The sequence below is a fragment of the Lentzea alba genome (assembly GCF_011067745.1).
Lineage (GTDB): Bacteria > Actinomycetota > Actinomycetes > Mycobacteriales > Pseudonocardiaceae > Lentzea > Lentzea alba.
This window is the reverse complement of the sequence record NZ_JAAMPJ010000012.1, coordinates 150,680-170,695: the sequence shown is the minus strand read 5'-3', so window position 1 is coordinate 170,695 and position 20,016 is coordinate 150,680. Positions and strand designations below refer to the sequence as shown.

At 68.5% G+C, this 20,016-nt stretch carries 15 protein-coding genes; 3 read left to right on the top strand and 12 right to left on the bottom strand.

All coding sequences use genetic code 11. From position 1 onward, the window contains the following. From G7043_RS35630 to G7043_RS35615, 4 genes are all read right to left on the bottom strand, one after another. Complete coding sequence (locus tag G7043_RS35630) at positions 1 to 1,272, bottom strand: mandelate racemase/muconate lactonizing enzyme family protein (protein WP_166053069.1); 1,272 nt, start codon at positions 1,270 to 1,272, stop codon at positions 1 to 3. Then, positions 1,269 to 3,275, bottom strand: coding sequence for an ABC transporter permease (locus G7043_RS35625; RefSeq protein ID WP_166053068.1), 2,007 nt, complete (start codon positions 3,273 to 3,275; stop codon positions 1,269 to 1,271). Before G7043_RS35625 ends, G7043_RS35630 begins: the two co-directional genes overlap by 4 nt. Continuing rightward, positions 3,272 to 4,696: an extracellular solute-binding protein gene (locus G7043_RS35620; RefSeq protein ID WP_166053067.1), complete on the bottom strand. Its 1,425-nt coding sequence runs from the start codon at positions 4,694 to 4,696 to the stop codon at positions 3,272 to 3,274. The genes G7043_RS35625 and G7043_RS35620 overlap by 4 nt, the downstream gene beginning before the upstream one ends. A gap of 132 nt (positions 4,697 to 4,828) precedes the next feature. Further along, positions 4,829 to 5,575, bottom strand: a complete 747-nt coding sequence (locus G7043_RS35615) for a FadR/GntR family transcriptional regulator (protein WP_166053066.1) — start codon at positions 5,573 to 5,575, stop codon at positions 4,829 to 4,831. A 70-nt stretch (positions 5,576 to 5,645) separates the two neighbouring features. On the opposite strand from G7043_RS35615, the gene G7043_RS35610 reads away from it, so the two are divergent. Next, positions 5,646 to 6,803, top strand: coding sequence for a mandelate racemase/muconate lactonizing enzyme family protein (locus tag G7043_RS35610; RefSeq protein WP_166053065.1), 1,158 nt, complete (start codon positions 5,646 to 5,648; stop codon positions 6,801 to 6,803). 228 nt (positions 6,804 to 7,031) lie between these two features. Here G7043_RS35610 and G7043_RS35605 read toward each other — a convergent pair whose 3' ends face one another. The 6 genes from G7043_RS35605 to G7043_RS35580 all read right to left on the bottom strand — a co-directional run bounded on the left by G7043_RS35605 (position 7,032) and on the right by G7043_RS35580 (position 13,828). Next, a complete protein-coding gene (locus G7043_RS35605; RefSeq protein WP_166053064.1) occupies positions 7,032 to 8,606 on the bottom strand; it encodes a pectate lyase family protein in 1,575 nt (524 codons plus the stop codon). Positions 8,607 to 8,616: 10 nt separating this feature from the next. Further along, positions 8,617 to 9,591, bottom strand: coding sequence for a pectate lyase family protein (locus G7043_RS35600; RefSeq protein WP_166053063.1), 975 nt, complete (start codon positions 9,589 to 9,591; stop codon positions 8,617 to 8,619). Positions 9,592 to 9,602: 11 nt separating this feature from the next. After that, complete coding sequence (locus G7043_RS35595; protein ID WP_166053062.1) at positions 9,603 to 10,988, bottom strand: pectate lyase family protein; 1,386 nt, start codon at positions 10,986 to 10,988, stop codon at positions 9,603 to 9,605. 78 nt (positions 10,989 to 11,066) lie between these two features. Continuing rightward, positions 11,067 to 12,200 carry a right-handed parallel beta-helix repeat-containing protein gene (locus G7043_RS35590; protein WP_313888229.1) on the bottom strand — a complete coding sequence of 378 codons (1,134 nt, stop codon included), beginning with the start codon at positions 12,198 to 12,200 and terminating at the stop codon, positions 11,067 to 11,069. Between the two features lie 171 nt (positions 12,201 to 12,371). After that, a complete protein-coding gene (locus tag G7043_RS35585) occupies positions 12,372 to 13,274 on the bottom strand; it encodes a DUF4082 domain-containing protein (RefSeq protein WP_166053060.1) in 903 nt (300 codons plus the stop codon). Positions 13,275 to 13,393: 119 nt separating this feature from the next. After that, the gene (locus G7043_RS35580) at positions 13,394 to 13,828 is read right to left on the bottom strand and encodes a DUF6069 family protein (protein ID WP_166053059.1); all 435 of its coding nucleotides are present in this window, start codon (positions 13,826 to 13,828) and stop codon (positions 13,394 to 13,396) included. Positions 13,829 to 13,937: 109 nt separating this feature from the next. Here G7043_RS35580 and G7043_RS35575 point away from each other — a divergent pair, with 109 nt between their 5' ends. Further along, positions 13,938 to 14,510 (top strand): TetR/AcrR family transcriptional regulator, encoded by a 573-nt coding sequence (locus G7043_RS35575; RefSeq protein ID WP_166053058.1) that lies wholly within the window; start codon positions 13,938 to 13,940, stop codon positions 14,508 to 14,510. A gap of 130 nt (positions 14,511 to 14,640) precedes the next feature. Here G7043_RS35575 and G7043_RS35570 read toward each other — a convergent pair whose 3' ends face one another. Continuing rightward, positions 14,641 to 15,840 carry an HNH endonuclease signature motif containing protein gene (locus tag G7043_RS35570; protein WP_166053057.1) on the bottom strand — a complete coding sequence of 400 codons (1,200 nt, stop codon included), beginning with the start codon at positions 15,838 to 15,840 and terminating at the stop codon, positions 14,641 to 14,643. 416 nt (positions 15,841 to 16,256) lie between these two features. On the opposite strand from G7043_RS35570, the gene G7043_RS35565 reads away from it, so the two are divergent. Further along, positions 16,257 to 16,901, top strand: a complete 645-nt coding sequence (locus tag G7043_RS35565) for a dihydrofolate reductase family protein (protein ID WP_166053056.1) — start codon at positions 16,257 to 16,259, stop codon at positions 16,899 to 16,901. Between the two features lie 187 nt (positions 16,902 to 17,088). Here the strand turns inward: G7043_RS35565 and G7043_RS35560 are convergent, their stop codons facing one another. Beyond that, positions 17,089 to 19,857: an AfsR/SARP family transcriptional regulator gene (locus G7043_RS35560; RefSeq protein WP_166053055.1), complete on the bottom strand. Its 2,769-nt coding sequence runs from the start codon at positions 19,855 to 19,857 to the stop codon at positions 17,089 to 17,091. Positions 19,858 to 20,016 lie beyond the last annotated feature (159 nt).

The window sequence follows — 20,016 nt, the reverse complement described above, 5'->3', positions numbered from 1 at the left end:
TCAGCTCCACAGCCGGTCGTGGCTCGATTCGGAGTCCCAGTGCGTCGTCTCGGCGAAGAACACCGGATCGCGCGGGTCGAGGTGGCGTTGCAGCAGTTCCTCGTCAAGGGAGCCGAACCCGAGTCCTGGCGTGTCCGGCACCGTGATGTGGCCGTTCTGGATCAGCGGACGGGGCAGGTCGGTGACGAGGTCGCTCCAGAACTCCACCTCGGCCGCGTGGTGTTCGAGTGCCAGGAAGTTCTCCGTGGCGGCGGCCAGGTGCACGCACGCCATCGTCGCGATCGGCGACGCCGCCAGGTGCAGCGCCATCGGGATCCCGCGCTCCTGCGCGTAGTCGCCGAGCCGCTTGGTCTCCGCGATCCCGCCCGCCGTCGCCGGGTCGGGGTGCACGACGCGGATGGCGCCGGCGTCGAGCAACGGCCGGAAGCCGTCGAGCAGGTAGATGTCCTCCCCCGTGCACGTCGGCACGGCGACGGCCTCGGTGAGCTGGCGCCACTGGTCGGTCAGCTGCCACGGGATCAGGTCCTCGATCCACGCCAGCGTGAACTCCTCCAGCGCGCGGCCGATCCGGATGCAGGAGTCGAGGGCGATGTGGCCGAAGTGGTCGGCGGCGAGGGCGATGTCGTAGCCGACGACGGAGCGAACGGTGTCCACATAGGACGCCAGATGATCGACGCCCTTCGCGGTGACCTGGATGCCGGTGAACGGATGCATCGTCGTCAGGTTCGCGCGGGCGCCCGGCGGCGCGATCAGCGCGCCCGGCACGTCCCACAGCAGGTCGATGCCCACGTCCATTTTCAGCATCGTGAACCCGCGCCGCCTGCGGTCGAGCAGCCGGGCGCCCATCGCGTGCGGGTCCGGCAGCGACGGCGTGTCGGCGTAGCAGCGGACCTCGTCCCGGAACCGGCCACCCATCAGCGCGTGCGCGGGCACGCCGTACGCCTTGCCGGCGAGGTCCATCAGCGCCATCTCGACGCCGGAGACCCCGCCGCCCTGGCGGCCGTGGAACCCGAACTGCTTGATCTTGCGGAAGATCTTGTCGACGTTGCAGGGGTTTTCGCCGACGAGCCGGCTCTTGAGCATGAGCGCGTAGGTGGCGCTGGCCTGGTCGCGCACCTCCCCGTAGCCGGCCAGCCCCTGGTTGGTGTCGATCCTGATGATCGACGAGCGGAACGGCACTCCGTCCACATTGGCCACCCGCAGGTCGGTGATGCGCAGGTCGCTCGGCCGGGATGACGTCGCGACGTGCTCCTCCGTGATCGCCGGGGTCATCCCTTCACGGCCCCCGCGGTGAGGCCCTCGGTCAGGAACCGCTGCCCGAACCCGTACATGATCACGACCGGGATGCTGATCAGCAGCGAGGCCGCGGCCAGCTGCCCCTGCGGCACGACGTCACCGAAGATCATCGACTGCATGCCGACGGGCAGCGTCTTGTAGTCGTCCTTGGTGATGAACACGAACGCGAACAGGAACTCGTTCCACGCGTTGGTGAGCGTGAACAGCGCGACCGCGAGCAGGCCCGGTTTGGCCAGCGGCAGCACGATGCGCAGGAACGCCCCGAACCGCGTGCAGCCGTCGACCAGCGCGGCCTCCTCGAGGTCGGCCGGGATCGACTTGAAGTACCCGACGAGCAGCCACGTCGCGAACGGCAGCGTGAACGTGGGATAGGCGAGCACGAGTGACCACAACGAGTCGTTGAGCCCGATCCCGCTCATCATCTGGTACAGCGGGATGAACAGCAGCGCGCCCGGCATCACGTAGGTGAGCAGGATCGTCACCGTGAAGCTCTCCGAACCCCGGAACCTCAACCGTGCCAACGCGTAGCCGGCCAGTGCCGCGCAGACCAGGGCGATCACGGTGGACGCCAGCGACACCAGGATCGTGTTGACGTACCAGGTGCCGAACGTGCCCGTGAACAGGTTGGTGAACTGCTCGGTGGTCCACGGGGTCGGCCAGAGGTCGTCGGTGCGCGCGACGATCTGGTTGTCGGACTTGAAGGCCGTGACCGTCATCCAGTAGAGCGGGGCGAGCACGAAGCCCAGCAGGCCCACCAGCGCGATGCCGGTGCCGGTGCCGCCGACCAGGCGTGCGGCCAGCCGGTTGCCCCGCGCCGCGAGCACGGAGACGACCCGTCCGACGGCCGCCGCGAGCACCACGAACACGCCCAGCACGAGCGCGGCCTTCCACACGATGTGCGGCGACGCCCAGACCAGCACGAGGATCGAGCCCACGACGATCACCCACGGCAGCGCCCTGCGCTGAGCGGGAGTGAGCCGCCTGCGCCCCAGGTCGCTCGCCCCCGGCTGGTCGCTGCGGCGCATCATCCGCACGAGGATCACCACGAGGACGCCGATGATCGGCAGCATCACCAGCGTGACCGCGGCGCCCGCGCCCAGCTGCAGCTGCTGGATGGCCTTCGAGTAGGCCACCATCACGTACGGGGCGGTGGCGTCCCCCGGTCCGCCCTGGGTCATCAGCCAGATCAGGTCGAAGTTGTTGAACGTCCAGATCGACGACAGCAACACCGTCACGATCATGATGTTGCGCAGGCCCGGCAGCGTGATGTGCACGAAGCGCTGCCACGGCGAGGCACCGTCCACAATGGCCGCCTCGTAGAGACCGCCGTCGATGGCCTTGAGCCCGGCCAGGAACGTCACCGTGAAGAACGGGATGCCCTTCCAGACGTTGACGAGGATGACCGCCGGCATCGCGAGCGCGGGATCGGACAACCACTCCGCGGGCCATCTGTCCACGAGCCCGACCGTGGCGAGAAAAGGCCCGATCCCGGAATCGGTGAGCAGAACGTTGACACTGCCGAAGATCGGGTCGAACAACGAGCGCCAGGTGAAGGCGGTGACGACCGTCGGCACCACCCACGGCAACAGGATCACCCCGGCGACGATCGCCCGGCCGCGGCGCATGTGGTGCAGCATCAACGCCGCGATGAGACCGAGGGTCACCTTGAAGATCTCGGCGTACGCGGTGAAGACGAACGAGTTGAGCACACCCTTGTGGAACACGGCGTCGTCGATGAGGGCGGTGTAGTTGTCCAGCCCGACGAAGACCGTCTCCGCACCGTGGCGTTCCGTGGCACTGGTGAGGATCGAGCTGACGATCGGGAAGAGGATCAGACCCGTGACGAGCAGCAGCGTCGGCCCGACGAACACCACTGCGAGGCGCCAGTCGCGCCCGAGCAGCCGTTGCGACGAGGTGAGCGAGGACGACCTGCTCGGCGCCGGACGGGCCGGCGCCGGCCGCGTGCGCAGGTCGGTCACTGCTTGTACCCCTGCTGTTCGAAGACCTGCACGATTCGGGCGTGGGTCGCGGCAACGGCTTCGGCCGGCTTGGCGCCCTGGATGACCGACTGCATCATGTCGGTCAGCAGGTAGGCGGCGGTGGCGGCTTGTTCACCGGGGCTCGGGGCCTGGGGGAACTTGAAGCCGGTCTTCGTGGTCAGCGGGAGTGGCGTGCGGGTCTGCTCGCGCAGCGCGGCGAAAGCCGGGTCACCGCTCGTGTAGTACGGGTCGGAGTCCCACACCTTGTCCCACGCGGGGTTCACCAGGCACGGCGCGCCCTTCGCGACACCGAGCAGCGCGGTCCCGCTGACCATGAACTTCGCGACCAGCTTGGCGAGGTCGGCGTTCTTCGCTCCCTTGAACACGACGAACGAGTTGGACTGGCCGTATGCGAGCGGCTTGTCGATCGCCGGTCCGGTGGCGCCGTTGAACGCGTGCGTGTTGGCGTAGACCGGGTTGTTCTTGGTCTTCGAGTCGGCGTAGACGCTGTACTGGTTGAGCGTGAGCCCCAGGATCTGGGCCAGCCAGTTCTCGTTGTTGCTCGAGTCGGTCCAGCTGCCGATCCCGGGTGGCAGCATCGGCGCGTACTTCGGGTTCGTGTAGATGTCGCCGATGAACGTGACGGCGGCGACGGTCTCCGGCGAGTTGAACACCACCTTCGTGCCGGTGTTGTCCGCGATCGCCCCGCCGTAGGTGTTGATGACGTTCGCGATGAAGCCGTTGGCATCACCCGAGCGGTTCACCGTGAGACCCCAGCCGAAGCGCCGCTTCGCCGGGTCGGAGACCTCCAAAGCGTTGTCGCGCAGCTCTTCCCACGTGTAGTGGGGCTTGAGCGGGAGCCCTTTCTCCGTGTACCAGTCCTTGCGCAGGTACATCCCGGCCGCGATGAAGTGGTACGGGATGGCGAACCAGCGCCCGCCGAACACGCAGTAGTTGGTCGCCTCCGTCGCGGGCTCCCCGTAGAGCTTGCGCATCTCCTCGACCACGTCGGTGACGTCGGTGAGGTTCCCGAGGTTGTGGAGCTGGCCGACGAACCGCTGGTCGCTCACGAACGCCAGATCGCGGCTGGTGCCCGCCTTCACCTCGGCGTCCATCTTCGCGACCATGTCGCCCGCGTCGCCGGAGACCAGGTCGTTGCGGACCGTGGTGCCGGTGGCCTGTGCGAACACCTGCAGCGATGTGTCGAGCGCCTTGTTGGCGGCCTCCGAGTACAGCTTCTGCGAGAGCATCCCCACCGACCCGCCGCGCAGCGAGGCCGCCTGGTCGAGCAGCGCCTGGGGCACCTGGACGTCGACCTGCGGCGCGGCGGGGCCACCGCCCCCGCACCCGGCGAGACCGAGTACGCCCAACGCGCTCATCCCGAGGAACGTGCGCCTCGATAAGTCCGACTTCTCTTCCATGACCACTCCTCTCGCGTCCGGCCGAGCGGACGCGTACCGACGGGGCGACGTTGCAACCGGCGGGACAGCGAGGCGAAGGCCGCGCTGCCGGGTCGTTCATGCGGCGAAGAACGGCGAAACGGAGTAGGTGCGCTAGCGGCGCCGGGCGGCCCGCCTGGTCTGCTTTCCCTTCTCCGCGAGGAGCGTGGAGTAGTTCTTGCTCAGGTGTCTGCGCATCGCCGCGCGGGCACCTTCCGGGTCGCGTGCCACGAGCGCCTCGTAGATCTCCGTGTGCTCGGCGGTGGCTCGGCGCAGCCCGGCCGGCGCCTCGTTGGTGATGCGCCGGCTGGCCGTGCCGAGCCAGCGGGCGGAGTACATGATCCGGTCGAGGATGCGGTTGTCGGCCGCCCGGCAGATCTCCATGTGGAACTCGTGGTCGACTTCGAGGTAGGCGTTGGGATCCGCTTCGAGCACCGCCATGCGGTCGATCCCATCCTTGAGCCGGTTCAGCGTCTCCTCGGTGATGCCGGCGGCGGCCATCGCGGCGAGTTCGGGTTCGAGCAGCACGCGCATCTGGTGCAGTTCCTGCAGCAGCTCGCCGACGATCTCCGGAGGCAGCCACTCGATCAGCAACGGGCTCAGGTAGTCCCACTCGGCACGGGGGCGCACCACGACGCGGCGGCCCTGCGCGACCTCGACGATGTCGAGCGAGGCGAGGATCTTGAGCGTCTCCCGCGCCACCACCCGGGAGACCCCGAACTCCCGGGAGATGTCGAGCTCCGACGGGGCCCGGCCGTCTTCGATGTCGCCGCTGACGATGCGGCGGGTCAGGAGTGCCGCCACCTGAACCGGAAGGGTCCGGACCTTGACAGCGTCCGGAGACTCTTGTCCCCTTTGCATGTCATCAGCTTATAGGACAAGTTGGACCACGCGACAGTCCGTTCCTGCACAACCCGACGGCGGGAGAGCAATGCGGATCGTGAACGTCACAACGGCGGTGGTGGCCTACCACGGTGAGGCCACGCTGGTCCGGATCGACACCGACGAGGGCCTCAGCGGGTTCGGCGAGGCCAATCCCGATGCCGGCGCGGGCGCCGTCGTCGGCATGATCGAGTTCCTGACTCCCCTCCTGATCGGTGAGGACCCGCGCAACGTCGAGCGGTGCTGGGAGAAGCTGCGGCGCAACAAGGTCTTCGCCGGTCCCCAGGGCGGGGTGTTCGTGATCGCCCTGTCCGGGATCGAGCTCGCGCTGTGGGACCTCGCGGGCAAGGCCGCGGGCCAGCCCGTGTACCGGTTGCTCGGCGGGAAGTTCCGCGACCGGATCCGCCTCTACGCCGACTGCGGCGACGGCGACGACCCGGCGGGCTCGATCGCCGGATGCGTCGACCGAGCCCAGCGGATGGTCGCCGAAGGCTTCACCGCCCTCAAGTTCGACGTCGACGACCTGCACCACCCGGCCAAGTTCGACGCCTTCAACCACACGATCAACGCCGCCGAGCTGCGGTCGATGGTCGAGCGCGTGGCAGCCGTCCGGGAAGCGATCGGACCGGACGTCGATCTGGCCATCGATCTGCACGCCCGCTACGACGTGCCGAGTGCCTGCCGGATCTCGTGGGAGCTCGAACCGTTCCACCTGATGTGGCTCGAGGAGCCGCTCCCGGCGGAGAACGTCGACGCGCTGGTGCGGGTCCGCGCGCAGACCCGCACGCCGATCTGTGCGGGCGAGAACCTGTACCTGCGGTGGGGATTCCGCGACCTGCTCGAACGCGGCGCCGTGGACGTCATCGAGCCGGACGTGCCGAAGTGCGGCGGCCTCGCCGAGGCCAAGAAGATCGCCAACCTCGCTGAGCTGCATTACGTTCCCTTCGCACCGCACCTGGTGTCCACGCCACTGGGCACGATGGCGACGTCGCACCAGTGCGGTGCGATCCCCAACTTCCTCGTCCAGGAATGGCACGCCCTCGACGAGCGCGCGGTGTGGGACAGCTACGTCCACGCGCCCGACGGGAGCGGCTCGATCGTCAAGGACGGTTACATCACGCTGCCCGACACTCCCGGCATCGGCGTGGAGCTCGACATGGACGGCGTGCGGGCGCACGCCGTCGCGGGCTACGGAGTGTTCGAGTAGGGGGACGCATACTTGGCGCCACTCGCCGCCCGACGTCCCCAGGAGTGCCGATGAAGACCCTTCGCCAGCTGCTCGCCGCAGCGCTCGTGGTGTCCACAGTGGCCGGTTGCGCCGCACGGGCCACTGTGGACACGAGCACCCTCGCCGCGGTGGGGAGCTGGTGATCGCGAGCATGCCCACAGCAACAGGACGGACATGGCGGACGAGTGCAAACGTCCGCCGGGCCCATCAGCTGATCTTGCCCACCCCCGCACCGGCCATGACCGCCGCCTTCACCGTGGCGGGGTCGTCGAGCACGTAGTTGTAGTAGGTGCGCGGTTCCTCCACGGTGCCACTGCAGTCGGGCTGCCCGGACTCGCCGGTGAACAGGTTGTTCCGGGCCACGCAGCGGCCCGCCGGTCCCGCGTAGTGGTTGCTCACCGGCTCCTCGACGTTCTCGAAGTGGTTGCCCTCGACGACGCAACCCGAGTTCGCCTGGCACGCGACGCCCACGTCGCTGTTGCGGACGTAGTAGTTGTTGAACAGGTGCACCGGTTCACCGAAGCGGACTCGCGGGTTGCGTTGCGGGGTCTGGTCGAACCAGTTGTGGTGATAGGTGATCTTCAACCGGCCGATGTCCTGGGCGCCGTTCTTGTCGTCGTGACCGAGCAGCATGTTCTTGGTGTGGTGGTGGGTGTGGTTCCAGGAGACGGTGATGTAGCTGGAGCCGCGTTTGATGTCGACGGCACCGTCGTAGCCGTTCGACAGGTCGTTGTGGTCGATCCAGACGTGGTGGGAGAACATCTGGACGTTGATCCCGTCGTCGGACCAGTTGCGGAACACCAGGTTGCGGATGATCACGTTGTGCACGGCGTTCGGCGGGGGCGCGGTGACGGCGTCGTCGATCGGCAGGCCGACGTTCAGGCCGCCGCCGGTGAAGCCGGAGTTCGCGCCGATGCCGACGATCGTCTTGTCGGACGCCACGTTGTGCATGCCGGCGGGCAACGCGATCATGCCGCGCACGCAGATCGTCAGCGGACCCGTCTGGCCGATCGCGCTCAGCACTTCTGCTGCCGTGTCGACCTCGATCGTGGGACCGCCCGCGCCGCCGGTGGTGCCGTTCTGGCCCCAGGCGTTGACCGAGGCGAACCCGGCCGGCGCACCGGTGGTGGTGCAGGTGCCCGGTGTCGGCGGTGTGGTCGTCGTCGTGGTCGGCGGTGTTCCGGTGCCGGGCGTGTCGGTCACCAGCACGTCGTCGAACGCCGCGCCGGTGTAGTGGGTCGACACGCCGGCCTTGCCGCTGCCGAAGGTGCTGTCGGTCGCGGTGACGACCTGGACGTTGTCGAGGAATCCGCGCAGCGTCGTGCCGAACGCCTCGAGTCGCAGGGTCGCCCAGGTGCCGATCGGCACGCTGGCGGGCGCGGAGACGAGCGGGGTGAAGCCGCCGCCCACCCGTTTGCCCAGCACGACGGCGCCGGAGTTGGTCACCGCCAGGTAGTAGTAGTTGCTGGTGCTCTGCGCTCTGGCGAGCACGGCCGCGTGCCGGTTCGCACCGTTGAACGCGATCGGCCGCACCCGTGCCTGCACCGCCTGGTCCGTCCAGCCCGACCCCGCCAGCGCTTTGGCGTCGGTGCTCGTGCCTGCCTGCTGGAAGGCGCCCGCGGTGACCGTCCAGGTGCCGCCGTTGGTGCTCCATCCGTTCGAGTTGCCGTCACCGAAGTCGTCGGCGAGCAGCGTCGCCGCCGAGGCGGCCGGGAACGCCGCCAGGGTCGCGACCAGGGTGAGACTGCCCGCCGCCGCGGCGAGCCTGAGCTTGTGGCGCATGCGCTTCTCCTCAGATCTTGCCCACGCCGACGCCCGCTCGGACGATGCGGGGCACGTCGGCGGGGTTGTCGAGGCTGTACGGGTAGAAGGTGCGCGGTTCCTGGACCGTGCCCGCGGTCTGCGGGACGCCCGAGCCCGCGAAGACGTTGTTGCGCTGGACGACGCGCCCTGGACCACTGTCGCCGTAGCCGACGAGGATCGGGTGTGGCACGTTCTCGAAGTAGTTGCCCTCGACCAGCACACCGCCGTCCATTGTGGACGCCACGCCGTAGAGTTCGTTGGCGCGGAAGTAGTTGTTGTAGACGTGCACGGGTTCGCCGAACCGCACGCGGGGGTGCCGCTGCCGCGAACCGTCGAAGAAGTTGTGGTGGATGCTGACCTTGAGGTGACCCTTGTCGGTGCTCGCCGCGCCGTCGGAGTGACCGATCAGCATCGACTTGTCGCTGCCGCGGAACCAGTTCCAGGACACGGTCACGTACTCGGCGCCGCGCACGATGTCCACCGAGCCGTCGACCGCACCCGAGAACTCGTTGTGGTCGACCCAGATGTGGTGGGAGTTCTGGCCGACGTTGACGGCGTCGTCCTCGGCGTTGGTGAAGCGGAGGTTGCGCACGATCACGTTGTACGAGCGGTAGAAGTCCAGCCCGCCGCCGTTGATCACCGCGGAGGTGCCGAGGCCGACGACCGTCTTGTTCGGGCGCACGCCCTGCTTGCTGGAGATGGTGATCGTGCCGGACACCTGGATGATCAGGGCGCCGACCGTGTCGATGTAGTCGAGGAACTGCTCGGAGGTGGTGGCGGTGACGACCCTGCCGCCCGCGCCTCCGGTGGTTCCGTTCTGCCCCAGCGTGTTCACGCTCGCGAACCCGTCCGGGACGGCGGCGGCAGCAGCAGCGGTGGCCGGTGTGGCGAGGTTGCCGGCGACGAGGGCGCCCGCGGTGCCCGCGAGCAGGGTGCGGCGGGTGATCCGGAAGTTCTCGGTCATCGCGGACTCCTTCAGATCCTGCCGACGCCGGCACCCGCGGTGACGGACGCCTTGACGGTGCCCGAAGCCTCTGCGGTGTACTGGTACGGAATGGCTGCCACAGTGCCGTTGACCTCGCACGGTCCGGAGTTGGTCAGCGAGTTGTCGCGTGCCACCAACCGGCCGGGGTCGGAGTCGGCATAACCGCTCTTCGACCAGCACGCCTGTTGCACGTTCTCGAAGACGTTGCCCTCGACGAGCAGACCGGCGTTCATCAGAGAAGCGATGGCGTACGAGTCGGAGTTGTTGTTGATGTTGGTGTAGTAGTTGTTGAACACGTGGACGGTCTCGCCGAAGCGCACTCGCGGGCTGCGCTCGAACGTGCGGTCGAACCAGTTGTGGTGGTACGTGACCCGCAGATGCCCGCGGTCCTCACCGGCGTTGCCGTCCGAGTGGCCGACCAGTGAGGTCTTCCAGTGGTTGCGGACGACGTTCCACGACACCGTGACGTAGTCGGCGCCGTGGGTGATGTCGAGCATGCCGTCGTAGTAGTCGGGGTCGTTCTCGATGGTGCTGGACATCGTGTTGTGGTCGATCCAGATGTGGCTGGCGTTCTCGATCTGGATCGCGTCGTTTCCGCGCACGCCACGGATGTTCATGTTCTGGATGATCACGTTGGCGGGCTTCATGTCCTCGATGTTGAGGGTCGTCCCGGAGATGCCCGATCCCGCGCCGACACCGCGAACCGTCTTGTTCGCGGCGATCTCGACGGTGCCCGAGCCGCTCAGCATGCCGTTGACCAGGATCGTCTTGGCACCGGACGACTGCGCCTGCGTCTTGAAGTCGGCGAACGTGCTGACGGTGACCGTCGAGCCGCCCGCACCCCCGGTCGTGCCACCGGCCTGCGCGGCCCAGCCGACCAGCCCACCCGGCGGCGGAGGCGTCGTGCCACCGCCTTCGAAGTCGAGGAAGTCGACGTTGGGCAGGCCGCCCGCGGTGGTCGGGTTCAGCCGGATCGTGTTGCTGCCCGCGTTCACCTGGACGGTCAGCGTCTTGGTCACCCAGGTCGACCACGCCCCGGTGCCCTCGAACGACGGCGACTGCACCGCGGACCCGTTCACCACGAGGCTGGCCGGCCGGGCGGTGGTGGTGCCGTTGGCGAACCGGATCCCCAGCGTCGCGCTGCCGGCCGCCGCCGCGGTCACCGTGAACTGGGCATAGCCGCCCGTCGAGTTCGTGCCGTTGCAGAACCCGGCGCCGCTGAAACCGGACCAGTTGGAATCGATCGTGCCGGAGCAGACCGCCGGCGAGGATTCCGCCTCATGCCGGACCGGCGCGGCCAGCGCGCCGCTGGACGAAACAGCGACCAGTGCACCGGCCAAAAGTCCCACGCAGGAATACAGGGCTTTCAAACGCATAGTAGGTCTCCGTTGATCTACTCGTCGTCAGACAGGGTTGGACGCGATCAGGAGCACTCTTCACAAACGTTGGTACGACTAAAACCGGGCGCCCACGTCGGCGTTGTTGGCGGGCCGCAGGAAATTCGACGACGGAATCGATCCGTCGGTGTTGCGCGGGCCGGTGACGACGGCCGGGTTCGTGCTCTGCAACGACCACGAGCCGCCGATGTTCCACGAGTTGCCGCTGCCGGTGGAGGTGGAGCCGAGCGAGACGTTGGTTCCGTTGGCGACGGCGAGGTTCTTGGTGAGGGTGCTGGAGGACCGGTTGAAGGCGAACCCGGTCTTCGGGTTGTCCCACGCGGTGCTGCGCTCGATCCGGTGGCCGCCGGGGTTGTTGTTGTCGACGAAGCCGCCGGTGGCGTTGTCCCACGTCATGCAGTTGCGCACGGTGTGGCCGGCCGCCACGCCGTTGCCACCCAGCTTGAAGCCGTTGCCGTCACCGACGAAGTTCGGGAGGTTCCAGCGGTTGAAGCCGTTGCCCCACGCGAGGCTGTTCTCCACGACGATCGGCGACTCGAACATCCAGAAGTCGAGGCCGTCGTCGGAGTTGTTCCAGAGCCGTGCGCCGCGCACGACGTTGCCGCTGCCCGCGCCCTCCTTGATGGCGAGGCCGTCGGCACTCTCGCCGTTCTTGCGCGGGTCGCGGTTGCCGTAGCTGTCCAGGTTGATGATCTGGTTGTTGCTCGAGCCCTGGACGAGATGCAGCCCGGACTCGTAGTTGTCCCGCGTCACGAGCCGGTCGTAGACGTTGTTGCTGGCGTCCAGGCCGAAGATGCCGTACGGCCCGTGGACGATCTCCAGGCCGATGAGCCGCCAGTGGTCGCCCTCGATGTGGATCGCACCGCGCTCGGCGCGCGGGATGCTGGAGCCGACCGCGCCCGGCGTGTGGGGCATGTTCTCGCCGTCGATGATCACGCGCTCGTTGTTGTAGCCGCGCAGGGTGATCGGCGCGCTCGACGTGCCGTTCTTCAGGATCTGAACGTTCGTGCTCGGCGCGTACGTGCCGCCGCGCAGATAGATGGTGTCGCCGGGCTGGGCGCGGTCCACCGCCTTCTGCACGGTCTTCAACGGCGCCGCCTGCGTGCCGGGGTTGCTGTCGCTGCCGTTGGTCGCGACGAACAGCGAGGTCGCCGCGTCCGCATTGGACGGCAAACCCACGGCAACACCCACGGCTAATCCAGCCGCAATGAGCAAAAGCTTCATTGTTCACGTCCCTGAATTGCGTCAACGTGTCCGGGAGCGCTCCCAGGCACGTTAACGCAAATCCACGGAAAGTTGCAATGTTCCATGCGGGCTAATGCTCACGCCCATTCATGAATGTGAACCGAAGAAATAACCGCGTCAGGGCTGGAACACCGGGGTGGCCCAGTAGTAGCTGTCGTTCCAGGTCTGCGTGGGGAACCCGTTGTCGTAGCTGAAGACACCCGCGTGCGCGGGCAGGACGAACGGGGCGTGGACCACCGTCGCCGGGAAGAAGTTCTCGGTCGCCTGGTACTCGCCGAGGTACGCGGTGTACGACGCGACGTACTCCTCGCCCGGCACCACCGGCACGGGCGTGGCGAACGAGTCGGGGTACGTCCCGGTGACGCCCTGATCGGCGAGCAACGTCCCGTCCGCCCGCCACAACCGCACCCTGCTGACCCGGCTGGGCTTCGACCAGACGCTGATCGAGCTCACGGAGCCCGGCCGGTCGACCTTGAACCGCAGCCCCAGTTCCACCCGTCGCGACTCGGCCACGTCCTCGTAGGGACGGTCCGTGCGGAAGGTGCACCAGTAGCAGACGCCGAGCTCGGGTGCGGGCACACCGACGTACAGCCTCCGGGGCGCGGAAACCTCGCCGAACAGGGTGTCGGTGTTGACCCGGCTGACGATCGTGTAGACGCCGGGCTCCTGCGGCGTGAACTCGTACGACCACAGCGCCTGGATGATGCCGGTTTCCCCGCCCAGCCGCGCGACGGCGGTCCGGTAGCCGGGTTCCCAGGTCGAGCCGCCGTCGAACGACACCTCGTAGGCCTCCAGCAGATCGGGCCCGTAGTGCTGGTCCCAGCCGCCGCCCGAGATCAGCACGGGCTCGCCCACCTCGACCTGCCCGTTGTTCGAGGGCGTGTAGATCTGGGATCGCGGGAGCGGGTCGGCCGCGTGAGCGGTACCCGAGGACAACAACAGCACGGTTGCGGCGGCCACCAAAACCTTGCGCCGCACCGATCTGACGCGGGTCGGGTCGATAAAGTCCTGCCAGGACATGCGTTTTCTCCTCGCGATCGCTCGACACGGGGAGGATTCCCCCGAGGTTGATCGCGCGAAGTGACGTGCCCGCTACACAGTGCGTCGACCAGCGCAGTGCAGGCCACGCAGACGGACCGTCACTTGACGCCGACCGGCAGAACACGCATCAGCACGGGCACCGTGGCGGCCGCGACGACGGTGTGCATCACGATGAGCGCCAGCGAGTTCGCCACGGTGGCGCCCGCCGCGAGAATCCCCAGATCCGGAATCCACGAGAGCGCGACCACAACGGGCACCAGCACGCGCAACACCCGCCGCGGCGCACGGGCGAAGCGGCGCACGAGGTACCAGCCGAGCGCGCCGAGCAGGATGCCGATCACCGTGGCGGGCGCGTACTCCCCCAGCGCCAGCCCCGTGCGTTCCGCGTCGGCCGGAATCACCATGCCCGCAAGCAGAGCGATCAGCGAGTTGACCGCGATCGAGACCACCGCGGCTCCGAGCAGGCCGACGACGACCTCGCCGGCTGTGGGCGCGAGAGCGGAGGAGCGAGCGGGGAAGCTGCTGTCGGCCATGAGCCCCGTCCTTAGGTAGGCTTTTTGCAAGTGGTCACTTGCAAGCTAGCGATGTCGACACCTAGATGCAAGTGACCACTTGCATTGGCGACGCATCGAGGAGGATCGAGTGGCTGGCCGGGTGCCCGACAAGGCGGTGTTCGACGCGGCCCTGGAGGTGATCGCCGAACAGGGCTACGAACGCGCGACCACCCGCGCGATCGCCGACGCCGCCGGAATCAACGAGGCGACGCTGTTCCGCCGGTTCAGCTCCAAGGAAAACCTGCTGCGCCAAGCCGTGCGCGGCAACTTCGCGGAGTTCGCGCTCGACCTGGACACACCGGGCGACGACGTGACCGCCGACCTGCTCACGATCGTGAGCTACTACGCCCGGCTCTACGAGACCCGCGGCGGCGTGGTGCTCACCCTGATGCGGGAGGCGAAGTTCAGCCCGGAGGTGGCGGCGGTGCTCACCGAGCCGGAGTCCCTGCTGGAGAAGGTGGACGAGGTCATCCTGCACCACCAGCGGCGGGGAGCCCTCGTCGTCGAGCCTCCGCGGCACACGTTCTTCGCTTTGGTCGGCCCGGTGATGATGCGGGCCATCGCCCGGCGGGTCGATCAGCGAGCCACCCAGGCGCCCGCGGATCCCGAGGCCGTGGTCCGGCGGTTCCTCGACGGGCACCGGGGTCGAGCCGACGTTTGAGCAGGTGGAACTGGCGGAAGTGCCGGTTTGGCATTACCGGGCCGGGTCGTTTCATCGCCGCTGCGCGACGATTGCGATTGGGGCTTGACGGCTCGGCTTCGCCTTCGCCCCACCAAGGCTGGCGGGGCGATCAGACGGCGGTATGGAGAAGGTTTCTCCGAGGTGTACGGTTTTCGTCCAGCCAGCGTGGCGCGTAGAACGTGGGGATGCCGTGCTCCATTGTCACGTCCCATTCACTTTGATGGATGAGCGTGTGGTGGTGGCGGCAGAGCAGGACGGCATTGTCGACTGACGTGTCGCCGCCGTCTGACCAGTGGCGCACGTGGTGGCCGTCGCATTGTCTGGGTGGTCTGCCGCAGCCGGGGAACGCGCAGCCGCGGTCGCGGGCGACGAGGGTGCGGCGGATTCCGGCGGTGAAGGTGCGGGTCTTGCGGCCGATGTCCATCGGCTGCGACTTCGCCCCCAGCAGCAGCGGGATGATGCCCGCGCTGCAGGCGAGCTGGCGGACCTGGTCGGCCGGGACGTGCTCGCCGTTGTCCAGCGTGGCCTGGCCGACCTGCTTGGCGAGGTCGTCGTAGCGCATGGTCACGGTGAGCGTGACCGGTTCGCCGCCGTGCTCGGGCAGCTGGTCGGCACGCAGCATCAGGTCGACCAGCTCCGCCAGCGCGTCACCTTCACGCACGGCCCGTGGCCGCAGGTCGGGACCGTCCTCGACGGTCTCCGGGCGCGGCTTCGCCAGCGGATCGAGCAGCGCCTCGTACTTGGCGCCAGTCACCGTGTCCAGCAGTGCCCGGATCTCCAGCATGCCGTTCTTCCAGTTCATCACATGCTGGTTGACCTGCGGCGCGGCCTCGGCCTCACGCGGCTCAGGATCGTTCTGATAGAGCAAGTAGGCCAGTTCCTTGCCGAACACGCGCACCGCACTGGGCTCATGCTCCCGAGCAAAGCCCACCACGGACTCTTCGGCCTCGGCGGGCAGTGCCTTCATCACCTCGGCGACCACCGCGACGTGCTCGACCGACAACGCACCCTCGGCCACAGCGTCAGCGGTCACCGGAAGCACGGGCGCGAGCTCACTGCCGGTCGGCGTGATCTCACCACCCAAAAGCCCGGCGTTCGTGACCCATTTCTTGGCCGTGGTGAGATCCCAGCGGACCGCGTGCCGCAACACCTGCGGCAAATTCTTGTACCCGAGCTCGCCCGCAGCCCCACGCCGATCCAACTCGGCAATCTTCTGCAACACGGAATTCTCACGAACCCGAATCTCCACCACCTCATCAACGAGGCTGCGCAGCAGCTCGTCGGTGGGGAGGAGTCGGGTTTCGATCACGTGTTCTACTTTACCGCAAGATCACGACGGGATAACGCCTAAAGGCGACCACGATAGAGTGAACCGCTGGCCAAGCGGCGATAAGGCGACCATCGCGCGATTGGGGCTTGACTTTGGGTGCGAGGTGCTACCGTGTTCGGATCGGCCGGGCGCTCTATCAGCCCGGCTTTTACAGGCCGATATGCGCCTCGCAAGGGCCCCGAAGTCAAGCCCCAATCGCAATCGTCGCGCAGCGGCGATGAAACGACCCGGCCCGGTAATGTCAGCTGATAACCCGGACCCAGCCGACCTTGACGGGCCGATCACCGTCGCCCCTGAGCGCGGCGGTCGGCACAGGAGCATGATTTTCGGCCAGGACCGATGAGTTCACGCGGCCACCGCAGTCCAACCATCGACCAAGAGCGGAAGGAAGCCCCATGACCCAGCTGGTGAAGGTCCAGAACTTCGTCGTGTCGCGGGACGGGTTCGGCGCCGGTGAGGACCAGAGTTTCGAGAGGCCGTTCGGCCACGCCGATCCTGGCACCATGTTCGCGTGGGCCGGCGCCACCGCGAGCTGGCCCAACCGCACCGACCCCGGTGGCAGCCGCGGCCTCGACGACTACTTCACCCGCGACTTCGCGCACAACATCGGCGCGGAGATCATGGGGCGCAACAAGTTCAGCCCGCACCGCGGGCCCTGGCAGAACCACGACTGGCAGGGCTGGTGGGGCGACGAGCCGCCGTTCCACACCCCGGTTTTCGTGCTGACCCACCACGAACGGCCGTCGTTCACCCTGTCCGACACGACGTTCCACTTCGTGAACGGCGAGCCGGCCGACGCCCTTCGGCTCGCGAAGCAGGCCGCACAGGGCAAGGACGTCCGGATCGGCGGCGGCGCCACCACCATCAGGTCGTTCCTCGACGCCGACCTGATCGACACCCTGCACGTCGCGGTGTCCCCCGTCGAGCTCGGGTCCGGGGTGTCGCTGTGGAAGACGCCCGACGAACTGCTCGACCGGTTCCACCTCGACGTCGTGCCGAGCTCGAGCGGCGTGACCCACCACCTGTTCTGGCGGAAGTGACGCTGCCTCCCGCACAGGGCCGCTGACCAGCGGATTCCAGGTTTGTGAGGTAATTGCGCAACAGCGGCCGCCCACCCTGGTCGTCACGGTTCTCCACTGAGCCGGCGGCGTTGCGGGGGAGGAAGAATGGTTCGAAACAGGACGGTCGCGGTGTTGTGGCAGGGCGAGGCGTCCGCGGTTGACGAGCTCAGCCGCGGGGGCGCGCCCTGACGCGCTGGATCTCCTCGTCGAGGTCGTCGAGTTGGCGCTGGACACGGGTGGCGTCGGTGTCGCGGCCCTGATCGCGGTACAGCGCCAACGCTTCCTGCCAGGCCTTGAGCGCTTGCTCGTGTTGTCCGAGGGCGGCGTGGGGGTGGCCGACGCGATCCAGGGTGTCCGCGGCCCGGAAGGCGTCGCTGAGGGTGCGGAGCTGGGTCAGGGCCTGGTCGTAGTAGTCGATGGCTTCCCGGTGGTCGCCGGTGCGGTAGGCGATGAAACCGAGGCTGTCCAGGGCGTTCGCCTCGCTGTCGCGGTCGCGGAGGTGTCGGTGCAGGGCCAGGGCGGCGCGGCAGTGGTCGCGGGCGGTGTCGAACTCGCCCAGACGCGCGGCGTACCAGCCCACCGAGTTGAGCGCCTCGGCTTCCCAGCCCCGCTGGCCGAGGGCGCGGTGGAGGTCGAGGGCTTGTCGGGCGTGTGCCAGGGCTTGTGCGTCGTCTCCACGCAGTTCCCAGGCGAAGGCGAACGCACGGTGGGAGTGCGCCTGTTCGGTCAGATCGCGGTGGCGCACGGCCAGATCCAGGGCCTGGCCGAGGTGTTCGGTGGCCTCCCCGTGCAGGCCCTGCAGCGAACAGGCGCGGCCGACCAGCCGGTGAGCACGGCTCAGGGTGGTGGGGTCGGGCAGGTGTGCGGCGGCGTCGAGTGCGGCCCGCCACGTGGCCAGCGCGTCGCGCCAATGCACCCGCCGGACGAGGAAGGTGTCCAGCACCCAGGCGAACTGCCAGACGACGTGATGGCGGCCCATGGCGGCCGCGGCGCGCTGGGTGGCCAGGAGGGTGGCGTGCTCGGCCTGCAGCCAGGCCAGCGCCGCCGCGGCGTCGGGCAGTGGGTGCGGGTGCACGCCGGCCGCGGGTGCGTCGGGTTGCAGTCGGTGGCGCGGCACCAGGAGTCGGTCGGCGGCGAACGCGGTGTGCAGGTAGAAGTCCGTCACGCGGATCAGCGCTGTCTCCCGCACTTCGTCGGGCAGTTCGTGGGCGGTGGTGGCGGCGTACGCGCGGACCAGGTCGTGCATCGCGTACCGGCCGCCTGGCCGCCGTTCCACCAGTGACGCCTCCTCCAACACCGACAACGCCCTGCGCGCACGCCCCGGCGGCAGGCCGGTGAGGGCGGCCACGGCGGGCAAGGTCGTGTCGGGGCCGGGCGCGATGCCCAGCAGCCCGAACACCGTGCGGTGTTCGTCGGTGAGCCGGCGCAGGGACCACGACAGAACCGCGGGCAGACTCGCGGCGGGGTCGGTGTCGTGGTCGAGCATCTCCAGACCGAGTTCGCGCAGCTCGGCGGCGACCTCCGCCAGCGACACGGCGGCGGCGTCGCGGGCGGTGATCGACAGCGCCAGCGGATAGCCTCCGCACAACTCGACCAGCTCGTCCACGGCGCCGGGTTCGGCGGCCACGCGATCGGCGCCCAGGCGGGCGGCGAGCAGTGCGTGCGCCTCCGCGCGGCTCAGGACGTCCAGCGTCAGGTGGCGGGCGCCGTGCCGGTCGATCAGCGAGGCCAGCCTGGTGCGGCCGGTGACCAGCACGGTGCACGCCGGGCTGCCGGGCAGCAGCGGAGCGACCTGCTCGGCGTCGGCGGCGTTGTCGAGCACCACCAGCATCCGCTTGCCCGCGACCAGGCTCCGGTACAGCGCCGCCTGCGCGTCGAGGTCGTTCGGGATCCGGCCGGGATCGACCCCCAACGCGTCGAGGAACCCGCGCACCGCCACCGCCGGTGCCATCGGGTCTTCCGCGGGGCTGAACCCGCGCAGGTCCACGAACAGCTGTCCGTCGGGGAACCGGTCCAGGTGGCGGTGCGCCCACGCCAGCGCGAGCCAGGTCTTGCCGATCCCGCCGGCCCCGCCGATCGCCGAGATCAGCACCGTGCCGGACGTTTCCGCCAGCGTTTCGTCGAGAAGCGACAGTTCGGTGACGCGGCCCGTGAGCACGGGCGGCGCAGGCAGTTGCCGTGGCACGTCCGGCGAGGAGACGCGGGCCAGCGCGGGATCCGCGTTGAGAATTCGCCGGTGCAGCTCGCGCAGCTCGGAGCCGGGGTCGGCACCGACCTCGTCGGCGAGACGGGCCCGGATGTCGTCGAACCGCAGCAGCGCCTCGGCCTGACGGCCGTTGCGGTACAAGGCGAGCATCAACTGGCCGGTGACCCGTTCGTCCAGCGGGTGCGCGTCCGCCCGCTCGGCCAGCTCGGCGCACAACGTCGCGTGCCTGCCCAGTGCGAGCGCCAGGTCGACGCGGTCGACGTCGGCGGCGAACCGCTCCTGCGCCAGCCCTTCCCGGACGGCGGCGATCCACGGGCTGTCCAGCCCCTCGAACGCCTCACCCCGCCACAGCCCCGCCGCCTCCTCCAGCAACGCCAGCGCCCGCGCGTCGTCCCGGCCGCGTGCCTGCGCCACGAGCCCGCGGAACCTGTGCAGGTCCACCGCCTCCGGATCCACCTCCAGGACGTGTCCACCGCCCTGTCTCGTGATCGCGACGTCGTCCGGCAGCACCTGCCGCAGCCGCGACACGTAGTTGCTCACCACCTGCCGCGCCTTGTACGGCAACCGATCCGCCCACACGCGGTCCAGCAGTTGTTCCACCGTGACGACCCGATTCGCCTCCACCAGCAAAACCGCGAGCACACACCGCTGCCGCGCGTGACCGACGTCGACCACCCGGCCGTCGACCCGCAGTTCGACCTGTCCGAGCACCCGCAGCTCTGCTGCCACGACACTCACCTCCCCTGGGCAGATTGCCAGAAATGCGGTCCGCACCAAGGCGAATGTTCGTGTGGACGGAGTAATTGCTTGCGCGACAAGGCTTGTTGCCCACGCTTCACCGCGGTTGGACACTGGAACCTTCGTGTCACCGATTGGCACCTGGGGATT